Source organism: Thauera aromatica K172, assembly GCF_003030465.1.
GTDB classification, from domain to species: domain Bacteria; phylum Pseudomonadota; class Gammaproteobacteria; order Burkholderiales; family Rhodocyclaceae; genus Thauera; species Thauera aromatica.
Genome location: NZ_CP028339.1, coordinates 1,091,566 through 1,106,064, shown reverse-complemented (window position 1 = coordinate 1,106,064; position 14,499 = coordinate 1,091,566). Strand labels below are relative to the sequence as shown.

The 14,499-nt window shown below is 67.9% G+C and carries 12 protein-coding genes and 1 tRNA gene; 3 read left to right on the top strand and 10 right to left on the bottom strand.

All coding sequences use genetic code 11. The annotated features are described in order from the left end of the window. Positions 1–94 precede the first annotated feature (94 nt). The 8 genes from Tharo_RS05320 to groES all read right to left on the bottom strand — a co-directional run bounded on the left by Tharo_RS05320 (position 95) and on the right by groES (position 6,862). Positions 95–1,306, bottom strand: coding sequence for a Bcr/CflA family efflux MFS transporter (locus Tharo_RS05320; protein ID WP_107220301.1), 1,212 nt, complete (start codon positions 1,304–1,306; stop codon positions 95–97). Positions 1,307–1,499: 193 nt separating this feature from the next. Next, positions 1,500–1,781 (bottom strand): type II toxin-antitoxin system RelE family toxin, encoded by a 282-nt coding sequence (locus Tharo_RS05315; protein ID WP_107220300.1) that lies wholly within the window; start codon positions 1,779–1,781, stop codon positions 1,500–1,502. Beyond that, positions 1,771–2,019 (bottom strand): type II toxin-antitoxin system Phd/YefM family antitoxin, encoded by a 249-nt coding sequence (locus Tharo_RS05310; RefSeq protein WP_107222321.1) that lies wholly within the window; start codon positions 2,017–2,019, stop codon positions 1,771–1,773. Before Tharo_RS05310 ends, Tharo_RS05315 begins: the two co-directional genes overlap by 11 nt. 334 nt (positions 2,020–2,353) lie before the next feature. Next, positions 2,354–2,429, bottom strand: a tRNA-Phe gene (locus Tharo_RS05305). A gap of 139 nt (positions 2,430–2,568) precedes the next feature. Then, positions 2,569–4,041: a sensor histidine kinase N-terminal domain-containing protein gene (locus Tharo_RS05300; RefSeq protein ID WP_107220299.1), complete on the bottom strand. Its 1,473-nt coding sequence runs from the start codon at positions 4,039–4,041 to the stop codon at positions 2,569–2,571. Further along, positions 4,016–4,702, bottom strand: a complete 687-nt coding sequence (locus tag Tharo_RS05295) for a response regulator transcription factor (protein ID WP_075147443.1) — start codon at positions 4,700–4,702, stop codon at positions 4,016–4,018. The genes Tharo_RS05300 and Tharo_RS05295 overlap by 26 nt, the downstream gene beginning before the upstream one ends. A gap of 167 nt (positions 4,703–4,869) precedes the next feature. After that, on the bottom strand, positions 4,870–6,519 hold the full coding sequence (gene groL / locus Tharo_RS05290) for a chaperonin GroEL (RefSeq protein WP_107220298.1): 1,650 nt from the start codon (positions 6,517–6,519) through the stop codon (positions 4,870–4,872). A gap of 52 nt (positions 6,520–6,571) precedes the next feature. Then, positions 6,572–6,862, bottom strand: coding sequence for a co-chaperone GroES (gene groES / locus Tharo_RS05285; protein ID WP_004311482.1), 291 nt, complete (start codon positions 6,860–6,862; stop codon positions 6,572–6,574). Between the two features lie 384 nt (positions 6,863–7,246). On the opposite strand from groES, the gene pxpB reads away from it, so the two are divergent. From pxpB to Tharo_RS05265, 3 genes are all read left to right on the top strand, one after another. Next, on the top strand, positions 7,247–9,151 hold the full coding sequence (gene pxpB, locus Tharo_RS17915; protein WP_245881003.1) for a 5-oxoprolinase subunit PxpB: 1,905 nt from the start codon (positions 7,247–7,249) through the stop codon (positions 9,149–9,151). Beyond that, positions 9,148–9,939, top strand: a complete 792-nt coding sequence (locus Tharo_RS05270) for a LamB/YcsF family protein (protein WP_107220297.1) — start codon at positions 9,148–9,150, stop codon at positions 9,937–9,939. Before pxpB ends, Tharo_RS05270 begins: the two co-directional genes overlap by 4 nt. Before the next feature lie 118 nt (positions 9,940–10,057). After that, on the top strand, positions 10,058–12,547 hold the full coding sequence (locus Tharo_RS05265) for a Lon protease family protein (RefSeq protein WP_107220296.1): 2,490 nt from the start codon (positions 10,058–10,060) through the stop codon (positions 12,545–12,547). A 20-nt stretch (positions 12,548–12,567) separates the two neighbouring features. On the opposite strand, the gene Tharo_RS05260 is transcribed toward Tharo_RS05265, so the two are convergent. Next, positions 12,568–13,248, bottom strand: coding sequence for a transglutaminase domain-containing protein (locus tag Tharo_RS05260; RefSeq protein WP_107220295.1), 681 nt, complete (start codon positions 13,246–13,248; stop codon positions 12,568–12,570). Then, positions 13,245–14,354 carry an alkene reductase gene (locus Tharo_RS05255; protein WP_107220294.1) on the bottom strand — a complete coding sequence of 370 codons (1,110 nt, stop codon included), beginning with the start codon at positions 14,352–14,354 and terminating at the stop codon, positions 13,245–13,247. Before Tharo_RS05255 ends, Tharo_RS05260 begins: the two co-directional genes overlap by 4 nt. Positions 14,355–14,499 lie beyond the last annotated feature (145 nt).

Sequence of the window (14,499 nt, the reverse complement as noted above, 5' to 3'; positions counted from 1 at the left end):
AACCCGCGGGCGAATCCACGCCCACGCCCAAGCCCGTACGCACCCCGCGGGCTCGGCGCCAAGCGCGCAGCCCGCTCGAACATGCGAAGCGGCCCTATCCGGTTGCGCTTGCCGGACGGCGGCGATGCATCAGCACCTGCGCCGCCGCCGCGCACAGGGTAAAGGCCATCATCAGCACCCCCAGATTCACCACTCCGTGATGCGGGAACAGCCCCACCGCATAGCTGCCCACCGCCCCCATCAGTTGCTGCAGCACACCGGCCACGGCCGCGGCCGAACCGGCCAGCGCCGGCAGCACGCCAACCGTGCCGGCGAGCGTCGACGGCATCAGAAAGCCATGTCCCAGGCCCAGCAGCAGCAGCGGCAGGGCGAGGGCCAGCGGCGTATTCAGCCCGGCCAGCCCGAGCGCAAGCATCAGGCCGATGCCGCCCACCGTGAACATCTGGCCGAGCCCCATGATCAGCCCCTCCCGCGCCCGATGCACCAGATGCGTGGTCAGGTAATTGCCAACGATGTACGCCGCCGGTATGCACATGATGTAGTAACCGATGCCTTCGGGACCGACACCGTAGCTGCCGAGGACGATCGGCGCGCCGCCGAGAAAGGCATAGAACGTAGCGGTAGTCATCGACAGGATCGCCACATAGAGCAGGAAGACCGGCTCCCGGAGCAGGCGTGAGTACGATGAAAGCATATTCACGAACCAGTGCGGACGGCCCGCAACCGGCTTGTGCGGAGCGGGCAGGCCGCGCCAGGCCGCCAACAGCAGGACAGCGGCAAGAACGGCGATGAGCACGAAATTGGCCTGCCAGCCCAGACGCACATGGAGTTGCCCGCCGACGATGGTGGCCAGCGGCGGGCACAGGCCCATCACCATGCCGACGTAGGCCATCACCCGGGTGCGCTCCGGCCCGTGGAACAGATCCTGGACCATCGCCCTGCCCACCACCATTCCTGCCGCACTGCCCGCACCCTGCAGCACGCGTGCCGCAGTCAGGGTTGCCAGGTCAGGCGCCAGGGCAGCCAGGACCGAACCGACGCCCGCCAGCGACAACCCCGCCAACAGCATTCTTTTCCGCCCAAACTGGTCCGACAGCGGCCCATAGACCAGCTGCAGGCCACCGAACGCGAGCAGATACGCGCTGAAGGTAAGCTGGACATTCGACTGGCTCGACCCGAAGATCGCCCCCCACTCCTGCATCGAGGGGATGGAAATCGTCATCGCCAGCAGGCCGAAAGCCATCTGTCCCAACAAATTGGCGATCAACAGGGTGCGGGCACGTTGCGTCGAAGCGGCGTTCATCATAGGCGGAATTTATAGTCATTCGAAATGCCGCGCAATGCAGCCCCCGACTGGCACACGGGTCGTCCCCAGACATAAAGCAAACTGAAAGTCTCTTAAGGAGCTTTGTTGAGTACTCGAGGCCTGCCGTCAGCCCGCCCTTTCACATTGCGCGGTGCGGCACCCACTTCGCCGCAAGCATGGTCACTTCGCCTGGTCAGCGTACGCCCGCCGCCTTGTACACCGCATTGCGGTCCCGCTTCCCCACCGCAATGACGACCACAATCAGTTGCTGGTCCCGCACCTCATAGACCAGGCGGTAGCCAACACTGCAAAGCTTGATTTTGTAGCGGTCCGGATGCCCACTGAGTTTTGCTGCCGGCACACGCGGCGTGTCCAGGCGCTCGGCAAGCTTCTTCTTGAACTGCTCTCGGACGCTGCCATCGAGTTTTCGCCACTCAGCCAGGACCTCATCGACGAACCCGAGCTCATAGCTCATCGAGCATGACCCTGGTGACGCGCTGGCCGGCACGGACGTCGGCAAGGGCATTCAGCTCCAAATCCTCGAGGCGGTCCATCAGCGCTTCGTACGCCTTTGCGGGAACGCAATAGAAGGCTGGCGCGTTGCGATTCAGAATGGCCACCGGCATCCCCTCGCCGGCTGCAACCGTACCCATGGGGTTCTTCTTCAGCTCGGAAACGCTCGCGGTGGTTTCCGCCAGAATCAGGTGCGCCATCTCATCCACCAAGATTTTTTCGTGGTGCTTTTTATAGCATCAATACAAGCACGTATCAACATCCTTCTCATGGCTTCCATTCGCCCCTCTGCGCGGCACGCAAGGGGGCATAAGGAGGGGCGTGGGCAAAGACAGGGAACTCCGTGAATGCAGGCGCTGCGTATAGGGCAAGGCACGCATGGTGGTGATGAACCGCCGGCAGGCGCTGCAACTGCGCACTGGAGCGCATGCAAACGCAATCGGCCACCGGTGCCTTTGACGGAAAAATGTCAGAACACGGCACAAAAAGCACTTAGCCCAGCTTTGTGGGCTGGGCTAAGTGCTTGATGATTCTTGGTGGCCAGTCGCGGAATCGAACCACGGACACGCGGATTTTCAATCCGCTGCTCTACCAACTGAGCTAACTGGCCTGAGGAGCGCGCATTATAGCGAATTCCGCGCGAAGGTCAAACATTCATGCCAGTTTTTTCGATCTCCCGAACGGGATAGCCGGGCGGCAGACCGGCTGTGCAGCGGCCACGCCGGCGGCATTGGGGCAACAGCCCTGAATCACGCGAAATCGCCATGCACCGGCGGTGGCGGCTGCAACTGGCTGCGCGGGAAGACGACCCGCGCAAGCGTGCCCCGCCCGCCGGGGCTGGCGTCGAGGGTCACCACCGCACGGTGCAACTCGGCAATTTCCTGCACGATCGGCAGCCCCAGGCCCGAGCCGTCCTCGCCGCTGCCGAGCACCCGGTAGAAACGCTCGAACACGCGCTCGCGGTCCGCCTCCGCGATCCCGACCCCGGAGTCCTCGACTTCGAGGATAGGCGCTCCCGCGAAGCGCGTGCGCGCGGTCACGCGGCCGCCGCGCGGGGTGTACTTGATTGCGTTGTCGACCAGGTTCTTGACCATTTCCCGCAGCAGGACCTGGTTGCCTTCGACCAGCAGGTGCTGCCCCCCTTCGACGCCGAGGTCGATCTGCTTGGCCCGCGCGCGCGGGTAGAGCTCGAGCGCCACCGTGCGCACCACGGCTTCCAGGTCGACCGGCTCGACCGCATACAGCTTCTCGAAACTGGCCTCGGCACGTGCCAGGGACAGAAGCTGGTTGATCAGGTGGGCGGCGCGGTCGGTGCTTTCGGCGATGTGTTCGAGCGACTGGTGCAGCTGTTCCGGGTCGGTTTCGTACAGCGCCAGATCAGTCTGCATCTTCAGCCCGGTCAGGGGGGTGCGCATCTGGTGTGCGGCGTCGGCGATGAAACGCTGCTGGGCCTGCAGGTTCTCTTCCAGGCGCGCCATCATGTCGTTGAAGGCGATGATCAGCGGGCGGACCTCCTCGGGCACGCTGGCCGGCGCGATCGGCGACAGGTCGGTCGGACGCCGGCGCCGGATCATGCTCTGCAGTCGGCTCAGGGGCGCGATGCCGCGCGTGAGCCCGACCCACACCAGCACGACCGCGAGCGGAATGATGGCGAACTGGGGCAGGAGCACACCGGTCACCACCTTCGAGGCGAGATCGGTGCGCTTGTTGCGGGTTTCCGCGACCTGCACCAGCACCAACAGGTCGCGCTCGTCCGGCTCGGGGCGCAGAAAGCGGTAGGCGACCCGCGCCTCCTCGCCGTGGATTACTTCATCGCGGAACAGGACTTCTTCGCCGTAGAGCGTTTCCGGCAAGGGCGGGCGGCCGATTTCGACGTCGCCGGTAAGGATCGAGCCGCCGTGGCTGGCGACCTGGTAATACACCGCGTCGTCCTGGTCGGCGCGGAACAGCGCCCGCGGCGGCGCCGGAAAATGGACCACCACTTCACCGTTCTCGACGACCACCAGCCGCGCCAGCGCACGCACGCTGTCGGCCAGGGCGAGGTCATAGGGCTGATTGGCGATGTTGTCGGCGACGTTGTGGGTGACGATGATCGAGATCGGCCACAGGAACAGCAGCGGCGCGAGCATCCAGTCGAGGATCTCGCCGAACAGCGAGTTCGGCGCTGTCCTCTTGCGCCCGCCGCCGGCAACGCGTTCAGGCTTTCGCCGCCGCGCCAGCATCGGGGTTTTCCAGGCAGTAGCCCAGGCCGCGCACGGTGACGATCCGGATCCCGCTGTCCTCGAGCTTCTTGCGCAGGCGATGGACATAGACCTCGATCGCGTTGCTCGACACTTCCTCACCCCAGCCGCACAAGTGGTCGACGAGCTGGTCCTTGCTCACCAGCCGCCCCACCCGCAGCAAAAAGACTTCGAGCAGGCCGATCTCGCGTGCCGACAGGTCCACCACCTGGCCGTCGATCTTGACCACACGGTCGGCCTGGTCGTAGCTGAGCCGGCCGACCTCGATGCAGCGCGGCTGCCCCGTGCCCCGGCGGCTCAGCGCGCGCACCCGCGCCTCCAGCTCGGGCAGCGCGAAAGGCTTGGTCAGATAGTCGTCGGCGCCGGCATCGAGCCCGCGCACGCGGTCATCGACGCCGTCCTGGGCCGTCAGGATCAGCACCGGCTGAACCGACTTGCGCGCGCGCAGGCGCTTGAGCACTTCGATCCCGTTCAGCCGCGGCAGGCCCAGATCGAGGATCAGCAGGTCGTAGGCCTGCGAGCTGACTGCCGCATCCGCATCGAGCCCGTCGCCCACGTGATCGACGGCACAGCCGCCACGGCGCAACGCGCGGCAGATGCCGTCGGCGATGACCGGATCGTCCTCTGCCAACAAGATGCGCATAGATTCAGGGTCCATCCCACAAAGGTCGGATTATCCCATGCTTCGCCACAGAGAGGCATCCGCGGCGCACGCCGTGCGGAGCGCACCAAAAAGGCGAAAGCCCCGCCGGAGCGGGGCTTTCGCCGTTGCAGCAGACTCCCGGCCGGAGCCGGGACGCGGACAGGGGTTTACATGCCCATGCCCATGCCGCCCATCCCACCCATGCCGCTCATGTCGGGCATGCCGCCCATGGGCTTGTCTTCAACCAGTTCGCAGACCATGCAGTCGGTGGTCAGCATCAGGCCAGCGACCGACGCGGCGTTCTGCAGCGCGGTGCGGGTGACCTTGGTCGGATCCAGCACGCCCATCTCGACCATGTCGCCATACTCGCCGGTGGCGGCGTTGAAGCCGTAGTTGCCCGAACCTTCGGTGACCTTGTTCACCACCACGCTCGCCTCGTCACCGGCATTGGCGACGATCTCGCGCAGCGGCTGCTCCATCGCGCGCAGCACGATCTTGATGCCGGCATCCTGGTCGTGGTTGTCGCCCTTGAGGCCGGCGAGGTTGGCGCGGGCACGCAGCAGGGCGACGCCGCCGCCGGGGACGATGCCTTCTTCCACCGCCGCGCGGGTAGCGTGCAGGGCGTCCTCGACGCGAGCCTTCTTCTCCTTCATTTCGACTTCGGTCGCGGCACCGACCTTGATCACCGCCACACCGCCGGCGAGCTTGGCGACGCGCTCCTGCAGCTTCTCGCGGTCGTAGTCGGAGGTCACTTCCTCGATCTGCACGCGAATCTGCTTGACCCGCGCCTGGATGCGTTCGGCTTCGCCGGCGCCGTCGATGATGATGGTGTTTTCCTTGCCGATCTCGATGCGCTTGGCCTGGCCGAGGTCTTCCAGGGTCGCCTTTTCCAGGGTCAGGCCGACTTCCTCGGCGATGACCTGGCCGCCGGTGAGGATGGCGATGTCTTCGAGCATGGCCTTGCGGCGGTCGCCGAAGCCCGGCGCCTTGACCGCGCAGGTCTTGAGGATGCCGCGGATGTTGTTCACCACCAGGGTGGCGAGCGCTTCGCCGTCGACGTCTTCGGCGATGATCAGCAGCGGACGGCCGGACTTGGCGACCTGCTCGAGCACCGGCAGCAGGTCGCGGATGTTCGAGATCTTCTTGTCGAACAGCAGGACGAACGGGTTCTCGAGGATCGTGACCTGCTTGTCCGGGTTGTTGATGAAGTAGGGCGACAGGTAGCCGCGGTCGAACTGCATGCCTTCGACGACGTCCAGCTCGTTGTTCAGGCTCTTGCCGTCTTCGACGGTGATCACGCCTTCCTTGCCGACCTTGTCCATCGCGCGAGCGATGATGTCGCCGATATCGGCGTCGGAGTTGGCCGAGATCGAGCCGACCTGGGCGATTTCCTTGTTCGTCGAGCAGGGCTTCGACAGCTTCTTCAGCTCTTCGATGGTGGCGATGACGGCCTTGTCGATGCCGCGCTTGAGGTCCATCGGGTTCATCCCGGCGGCGACGTACTTCATGCCTTCGCGCACGATCGACTGGGCGAGCACGGTGGCGGTGGTGGTGCCGTCACCGGCGATGTCCGAGGTCTTGGAAGCGACTTCCTTGACCATCTGCGCGCCCATGTTCTCGAACTTGTCCTTCAGTTCGATTTCCTTGGCGACCGACACGCCGTCCTTGGTCACGGTCGGAGCGCCGAACGAGCGCTCGAGCACGACGTTGCGACCCTTCGGGCCGAGGGTCACCTTGACCGCGTTGGCCAGGATGTTGATGCCAGCAACCATGCGCTCGCGCGCCGAATCACCAAACTTGACTTCTTTAGCAGCCATTCTTCAGAACTCCGTAATTGTTTCGCTTAGCGGTGGATGATGCGGGGGAGGCTCAGGCCTCGACCACGCCCATGATGTCTTCCTCGCGCATCACGAGGAGCTCATCGCCTTCGACCTTCACGGTCTGGCCGGCGTACTTGCCGAACAGCACCTTGTCGCCCACCTTGACAGCCATCGGACGGACCTTGCCGTCGTCGAGGATCTTGCCATTGCCGACGGCCAGCACTTCGCCCTGGTCGGGCTTTTCACCGGCGCTGTCGGGGATCACGATACCGCTGGCGGTCTTGCGTTCGGCTTCCAGACGCTTGACGATCACGCGATCGTGCAGGGGACGGATTTTCATCGAGTTCTCTCCTATCTACGGTTCAACTGTTTGGGTTGATTGATCTGCGGGCAGCGCCCGCGGGGAAAATTCGCAGCGGCTTTCAGTAGAGCGGCCCTTGAGCCGCCGAAGCCTGTTAGCACTCACTGCCAACGAGTGCTAATAATAGGGACGCCCTACACAGATTTCAAGGGCCCACGCGTCAACGATTTACCTGCCCGGCGACAGTCGGTCGTGCATCACAGGCCGACGGCACTGCAGCAGAGGAAGGAGGAGGATCGATCCAGAAACGACGGGCAGCCGCCGGCCAGGATGCATCCTTCCCGGTTATCAACGGTTGCGGCGCGCGCCGCGTCCACTTCGCAGTCACAGACACTACGCAGTCACAGACAAGGGAGCTCACCGGTGAGCTATCGCATCCTCGACGCCGGCGACGCCGCACTGACGATCGAATTCGGCAGCACGATCGACCCTGCCCTGCTGGCCGCGGTCAATGCGCTCGATGCCGCGATCCGGCGCTTGCAGCAGGCCGGGGAGCTGGCCGGCGTGATCGAGACGATGCCCACTTTCCGCTCGCTGACGCTGTTCTTCGACCCCCTCGTCACCGACCGCGACGCCCTCCTCGCCGCGCTGCCGCCGCTGCTCGCCGCCGCCGAGCACGCTCCCCCCGCCGCGGGCCGCCGCTGGCGCCTGCCGGTGTGCTACGAGGGCGAGGCCGCGCCCGACCTCGCCGAGCTCGCGCAAACCCTCGGCCTCGGCGAGGCCGAAGTGGTGGCCCTGCACAGCGGCCGCGAATATCGAGTCTACATGCTCGGCTTCCTGCCCGGCTTCCCGTTCATGGGCGACCTGCCCGCACCGCTGCGCGTGCCGCGCCGCACGCAGCCGCGCGTGCGCGTGCCCGCCGGCAGCGTGGCGATCGCCACCGGGCTGACGGCGATCTACCCATGGGAGAGTCCCGGTGGCTGGCACCTGCTCGGGCGCTGCCCGGTGCCGCTGTTCGACGCCCGGCGCGCCTCCCCCTCGCTGCTGGCGGCGGGCGACCGTGTGTGCTTCGACCCGGTGAGCGCCGACGCATGCCGTGCCATCGAGGCCGGCCTGCGCGCGGGCGAACTCGACCCGATGCAGTGGCTCGAGACCGCTCCGCCGCCGGCGGAGAACGCCACAGGGAGCGCGCCCGCACGGCCCCGCCCGCAGGAAAGCACGCGCACCTCCCCGGGGGAGGCAGTCGCGCAGCGACGCCAGGGCCGTCCGGTGGCCACCCGCACCGAACTCGAAATCCTCTCCCCCGGCGCCTACGCTTCGATCCAGGACGGCGGCCGGCGCGGCTTCCGCCGCATCGGCGTGCCCTGGGCCGGCGCACTCGACCGCCGCCTGATGCGCATCGCCAACGCCCTCGCCGGCCGCGCCGAGGACGCCCCGCTCATCGAATGCTTCGACGGCGGCCTACACCTCGCGGCCCGCGGCGGCGCGGTGAAAGTCGCCGTAGCCGGCGACGCCGCGCTCGAAGTCGACGGCATCGACGGACGGCGTCCGCTCGCCCCCTGGCGTTCGGTGACGCTCGCCGACGGCGAGCACCTGCGCATCCGCAAGCTCGGCGACGGACGGATCGCGATGGTCGCGGTCGTCGGCCTCGACCTGCCGGCGGTGATGGGCAGCGTCGCCACCTACGCACGCGCCGGCCTCGGCGGCGTGGACGGCCGCGCACTCGCCGCCGGCCTGCGCCTGCCGCTCGCCGACGATGCCGCCCCCTGGGGCAGCGACCTTGTGCTGCCCCGGCCGCCGGAGCCCGCCCCCGGCCCGATCCGCCTGGTTCCCGGTCCGCAGGACGACCACTTCAGCGCGGCCGCGCGGGCAGCGCTGATGGGCGGCGACTACCGCGTCACCGCCGAAGCCGACCGCATGGGCATCCGCCTCGAAGGCGCCGGGCTCGAACACGCCGGCGCCGCCGAGATCGTGTCGGATGCCACCGTGCCCGGCTCGATCCAGGTTCCCGGCAGCGGCCAGCCGATCGTGCTGCTCGCCGACGCCCACACCGCCGGCGGTTATCCCAAGATCGCCACTGTGATCGGCGCCGATCTCGGGCGGCTGGCCGCGCTGCGTCCCGGCCAGAGCCTGCGCTTCATCGGCGTGAGCGCCGCCGAGGGCACCCGTATCGCCCGCGCCGCGGAAGCGGAAACCCGGGACCTGATCGCCGCGATCCGCGCACTGCCGGCCGATGGCATCGACCTGCTGGCCTTGTACACCACCAACCTGGTCGGCGGCGTCGTCAACGCAGTCGGCGCCGAATACCGACCGGAGGTCTCCGCATGAACAAGACGATCAACCTCAAGACAGTCAATCTGAACGCCGACCTCGGCGAATCCTTCGGCGCCTGGGAGATGGGCGAAGACGACACCCTGCTGCAGGTGGTGCGCTCGGCCAACATCGCCTGCGGCTTTCACGCCGGCGACCCCGCGGTGATGCGCCACACGGTGCGCACCGCGCTCGCCGCCGGGGTCAGCCTCGGCGCCCATCCCGCCTATCCCGACCTGCAGGGCTTCGGCCGCCGGCCGATGAAGATCGCCCCGGCCGAACTCGAAGCGATGATCCTCTACCAGGTCGGTGCGCTGATGGGCATCGCCACCGCCGAAGGCGGTCGCGTCACCCACGTCAAGCCGCACGGCGCGCTCAACAACCAGGCCTGCGAAGATGCCACGCTCGCCGCCACGGTGGCGCACGCGGTGAAGGCGATCGATCCGGAGCTGATCCTGCTCGCCCCGGTGCGATCCGAGCTCTACCGTGCCGGCGAGCGCGCCGGCCTGCGCGTCGCGGGCGAGATCTTCGCCGACCGCGCCTACACCGATGCCGGCACGCTGGTGCCGCGCGACCGCCCCGGGGCGATGATCGACGACCACGACAAGCTCGTCGCCCACGTCCTGCGCATGCTCGAGGCCGGCGGCATCATCGCGCAGAGCGGCAAATTCCTGCCGGCACCGATCGACAGCATCTGCGTCCATGGCGACCGCCCAGGCGCGGCCACGAGCGCGCACATGCTGCGCGCGGCGCTCGAATCGAAGGGGTGGACGGTCGCCCCCCTGCCCGCACTGCGCGCCGGCTGAGGCGCTGGCACGGCACCGGCCGCAGCGCCGCGTGCCGGATCACCGCACTGGCCCGCGCGCGGCACAGACGTTATGCTCCACGCAAGAAACCGTAGAGGTCACGCCAATGAGCACGCCAATGAGCACGCCGCTGAGCCCCCTGCCCGCACTGCCGCCCGAACGCCTGCACAGCGCGTGCCCGCCGTCCATCCTCGGTTTCGCCAGCACCGCCGAACTGGCCGACATCGACGCCGGGCAGCTGCATCCGCGCGCGGTCGAGGCAATCCGCCTCGGTCTCGACATCCGCGACGGCGGCTACAACCTCTTCATCCTCGGCGAGACCGGCAGCGGACGCCACGCCCTGATCGACCAGCTCCTCACCGCCGAGCGCGCGCACGGCCCGGCGCCGGCCGACTGGTGCTACGTGTGGAATTTCAACCACCCTTCGCGGCCATCCGTCCTGCGCCTGCCCTGCGGGCGTGGAGCGGCGTTCCGCGACCACATGCAGCGTTTCGTCGAAGAGCTGATTCCGGCGATCGGCTCGGTGTTCGAAAGCGACGACTACCGCGCCCGCATCGGCGCGCTGCAGGAAGAGGCCAAGCAGCGCGAGGAAGAGGCGCTGCGCACGCTCGGCGACGAAGCCCGGCAGCGGGGCGTGGCCCTGCTGCGCACTCCGCACGGCTTTGCCTTCGTGCCGATGAAAGGCGAAGACGACACCCTCGCCAAGGAAGAATTCGACCAGCTGCCCGAAGCCCGCCAGCAGGAGCTGGGCGAGCACATCAAGCTGCTGCACGACCGCATGCAGCAGCTGATGAACGAATTCCCGCGCTGGCGCCGCGAACTGCAGAAGCGGGTACGCGAGGCCGGCCAGGAGGCGCTCGGCACCACCGTCACCCACATGATCGACGAGCTCAAGGCGCGCCATACCGACCTTCCGGCGGTGCTCGAACACCTCGACGCGGTACACCGCGACGTCATCGCCAGCGGCGAATCCCTGCGCGCCGCGCCGCATGCCGACGAAGACAGCGAGGGCGTGACCTATTCGGGCACGATCTCGGTGCAGCGTTACCAGGTCAACCTGCTGGTGGAGAATCCGGCCACCGGCGCCCGCCCGCTGGTCTACGAAGACCACCCGACGCTGCAGAACCTGGTCGGGCGCATCGATCACGTCGTGCACATGGGCACCCTGGTCAGCAACTTCACCCTGATCCGTGCCGGCGCCCTGCACCGCGCCAACGGCGGCTTCCTGGTGCTGGACGCCCTCAAGCTGCTGACCCAGCCCTACGCCTGGGAAGGACTCAAGCGCGCGCTGATGGCCGACAAGGTGCGCATCGAATCCCTCGCCGAACTGGTCGGCGTCACCGGCACGGTGCAGCTCGAACCGGAGCCGATTCCGCTCGGGCTCAAGATCGTCCTCGTCGGCGAGCGCATGTTCTACTACCTGCTGTCGCAGCTCGACCCCGAGTTTCCGGCGCTGTTCAAGATCAACGCCGACCTCGACAGCGAAGTCGAACGCACCCCCGAAAGCACCGCACGCTATGCCAGCCTGTTCGCCACCCTGGCGCGGCGCCAGGGGCTGCGGCCGCTGTCGGCGGCGGCGGTCGCCCGCCTCATCGAGCACGCCGCCCGCCTCGTCGGCGACGCCGAGCGCCTGAGCACACGCACCCGGCCGCTCGTCGACCGCATGCACGAAGCCAGCCATTTTGCTGCCACCGCCGGTTCCATGCTGATCGAACGCGAACATGTCGACGCCGCGCTCGAGGCCCACCACCGCCGCAACGAGCGCATCGGCCGCCAGTACCTGGACGCCATCCTGCGCGGACAGATGCTGGTCGACACCGCCGGCAGCCACATCGGCCAGGTCAACGGTCTCGCCGTCGTCCAGCTCGGCGAGAGCAGCTTCGCCCATCCGGTGCGCATCACCGCCACCGTGCGCGTGGGCGAAGGCGAGGTCATCGACATCGAGCGCGAAGTGCGCCTGGCCGGACCGATCCATTCCAAGGGCGTGCTGATCCTGTCGTCCTTCCTCGCCGCCCGCTTCGGCTGGCTGATGCCGCTGTCGCTGAAGGCGAGCCTGGTGTTCGAACAGTCCTACGGCGGCGTCGAGGGCGACAGCGCCTCGCTCGCCGAACTCGCCGCGCTGCTGTCGGCGCTCGCGCGCACCCCGCTGCGCCAGTCGCTCGCGGTCACCGGCTCGGTGAACCAGTACGGCGTGGTCCAGCCGGTGGGCGGCATCAACGAAAAGATCGAAGGCTTCTTCGCCCTGTGCAAGGCGCGCGGACTCGACGGCGAGCAAGGGGTGCTGATTCCCCGCGCCAACGTCTGCAACCTGATGCTCCATGCCGACGTGGTCGAGGCCGTGCGCGCCGGACAGTTCCACGTGTGGGCGGTCGCGAACATCGACGAGGCACTCGAACTGCTCACCGGCCTGGCGGCCGGCACCCCGGGCGAGGACGGGACCATGGCGGAAGGCTCGCTCAGCCAGCGCGCCCTCTCCGGCCTGCAAAAGCTCGCCCGGATGCGGCGCGAGGCCGGCCGCCGGGCGGGCAGCGCGACGCGGCCGGAAGGAGACCCCGGCGCGACCGGGGACGGCCCGGGAGCACGCGCCGGAACGGGCCGCCGCAGCTAGGGCACAGCGGGCGATGCCGCTCAGCGGTCGACCATCGCCTCGTGCTCGAAGTCGCCTCTCAGGCTGGCTTCGGCCGCATCCACCAGGTGCGGGTGGAAGGCCCGCATGTCATCGACGAGTTCCTCGAAAGGAAAATCGTCGAACACGCCCCGGTCGTTCACGTACTCCATGTGGCGCTCGTCGCGCGCGTTGTAAGGATGCATCAGCGAATCGTCGCGGCCATTGAATTCGAGCGGCTTGACGTCGAAGCGCTCGCACATCTGCAGGTTGAACGCCGGCGTGGCCTTGACCCAGCGCCCCTCGAGATGGAGCGCGACGTAGCCGTGCCAGCGGTAGAGGTCGCCACCGACGAGCTGGCGCAGGCGCTCGGTGCTGAGGTGGTTGCGCACGTCGGCGAAGCCGACCCGCGCCGGGATGCCCGCACCGCGCGCCGCCGCGGCCAGCAGGATCGCCTTCGGCACGCAATACGCAGCGCCCTCGGCGACCGTGCGGCTGGCGACGAAATATTCCTTTCTCATGTAAAAGCGGTAGGGGTCGTAGCGCACGCCGTCGCGCACCGCGTAATACAGGCGCACCGCGCGGTCCACCGGGTCGGCGGCAGTGCCGACGGCCTCGTCGATGAAGTCGCGCACACGCGGATGGTGGAAATCGAAAAAATCGCTCGGGGCCAGATACGCCTGCATGTCGTTGTTACTGCTCATTCCTGCTCCTCTTTACTTTCTTCCAGCGTCGGGTAGTCGATATAGCCCTCGGCGCCGCCACCGTAGAGCTTGTCGGTGCGCAGCGGGTTGAGCGGCGCGTCCTCGCGCAGCCGGCGCACGAGGTCGGGGTTGCAGATGAAGGAGCGGCCGAAGGCCACCAGATCGGCCCGGCCGCCGGCCACCGCATCGATCGCCTCGGCACGGCGATAGCCGTTGTTCACCATCCACGCGCCGGGAAAGCTGCGGCGCAGGGCATCGTAGTCGAAAACCGGGGCACCGGCCGGATGGCGGGCACCGCCGGTCTCCCCTTCGATGACGTGGAGGTAGGCCAGGCCGAGCGGCGCGAGCTGCTCCACGACGTAGCCGTAGAGCGCCTGCGGGTCGCTGTCGCGCGCCGTGCTGCCGCCGAAGGTCATCATCGGGCTCAAGCGCACACCGCAACGGCCGGCGCCGATCTCCGCACTGACGGCCTGCATCACTTCGAGCAGCAGGCGGGCGCGGTTGGCGATGCTGCCGCCGTAGGGGCCGCTGCGGTCGTTGACGCTGTCGCGCAGGAACTGCTCGAGCAGGTAGGTGTTGGCGGCATGCACTTCGACGCCGTCGAAACCGGCTTCGCGCGCGCAGCGCGCGGCGTGGCGGTAGTCGGCGACCAGCCCGGGCAGCTCGTCGTCGCGCAGCGCGCGCGGCGTGGAAACATCAACGAAGCCGTCGCGGGTGAAGGTCTGGGTCGGCGCGCGCCGGGCGGTGGACGACACCGGCGCCGCACCACCCGGCAGCAGCGACACGTGCGAGATGCGCCCGACATGCCAGAGCTGGATCACGATGCGTCCGCCCGCGGCATGCACGGCATCGGTGACCGTGCGCCAGGCCGCGACCTGCGCCGGCGTGTAGATGCCCGGGGTGTCGAGGTAGCCCTGCGCCATCGCGCTGATCTGGCTGCCTTCGGCGATGATCAGGCCGGCGCTGGCGCGCTGCCGGTAGTACTCCACGGTCATCGGTCCCGCCAGCTCGCCGGCGGTAGCGCGGTTGCGCGTCAGCGGCGCCATGACGATGCGGTTGGCAAGGTCGAGGTCGCCGATCCGGATGGGATCGAACAGGGAAGTCATGCATGCGCTCCTTCGGTTGCACGGAAGCCGGCCCTGGCCGGGGCCGAGCCCGCATTGTTCCCTGCCCGGAGCGGATTGTCCACCTCGGAGGACACCTCGAAGGACCAGCGCGCCCCCGCGGCAACCGGGCCGGGGAAGTGCGTAG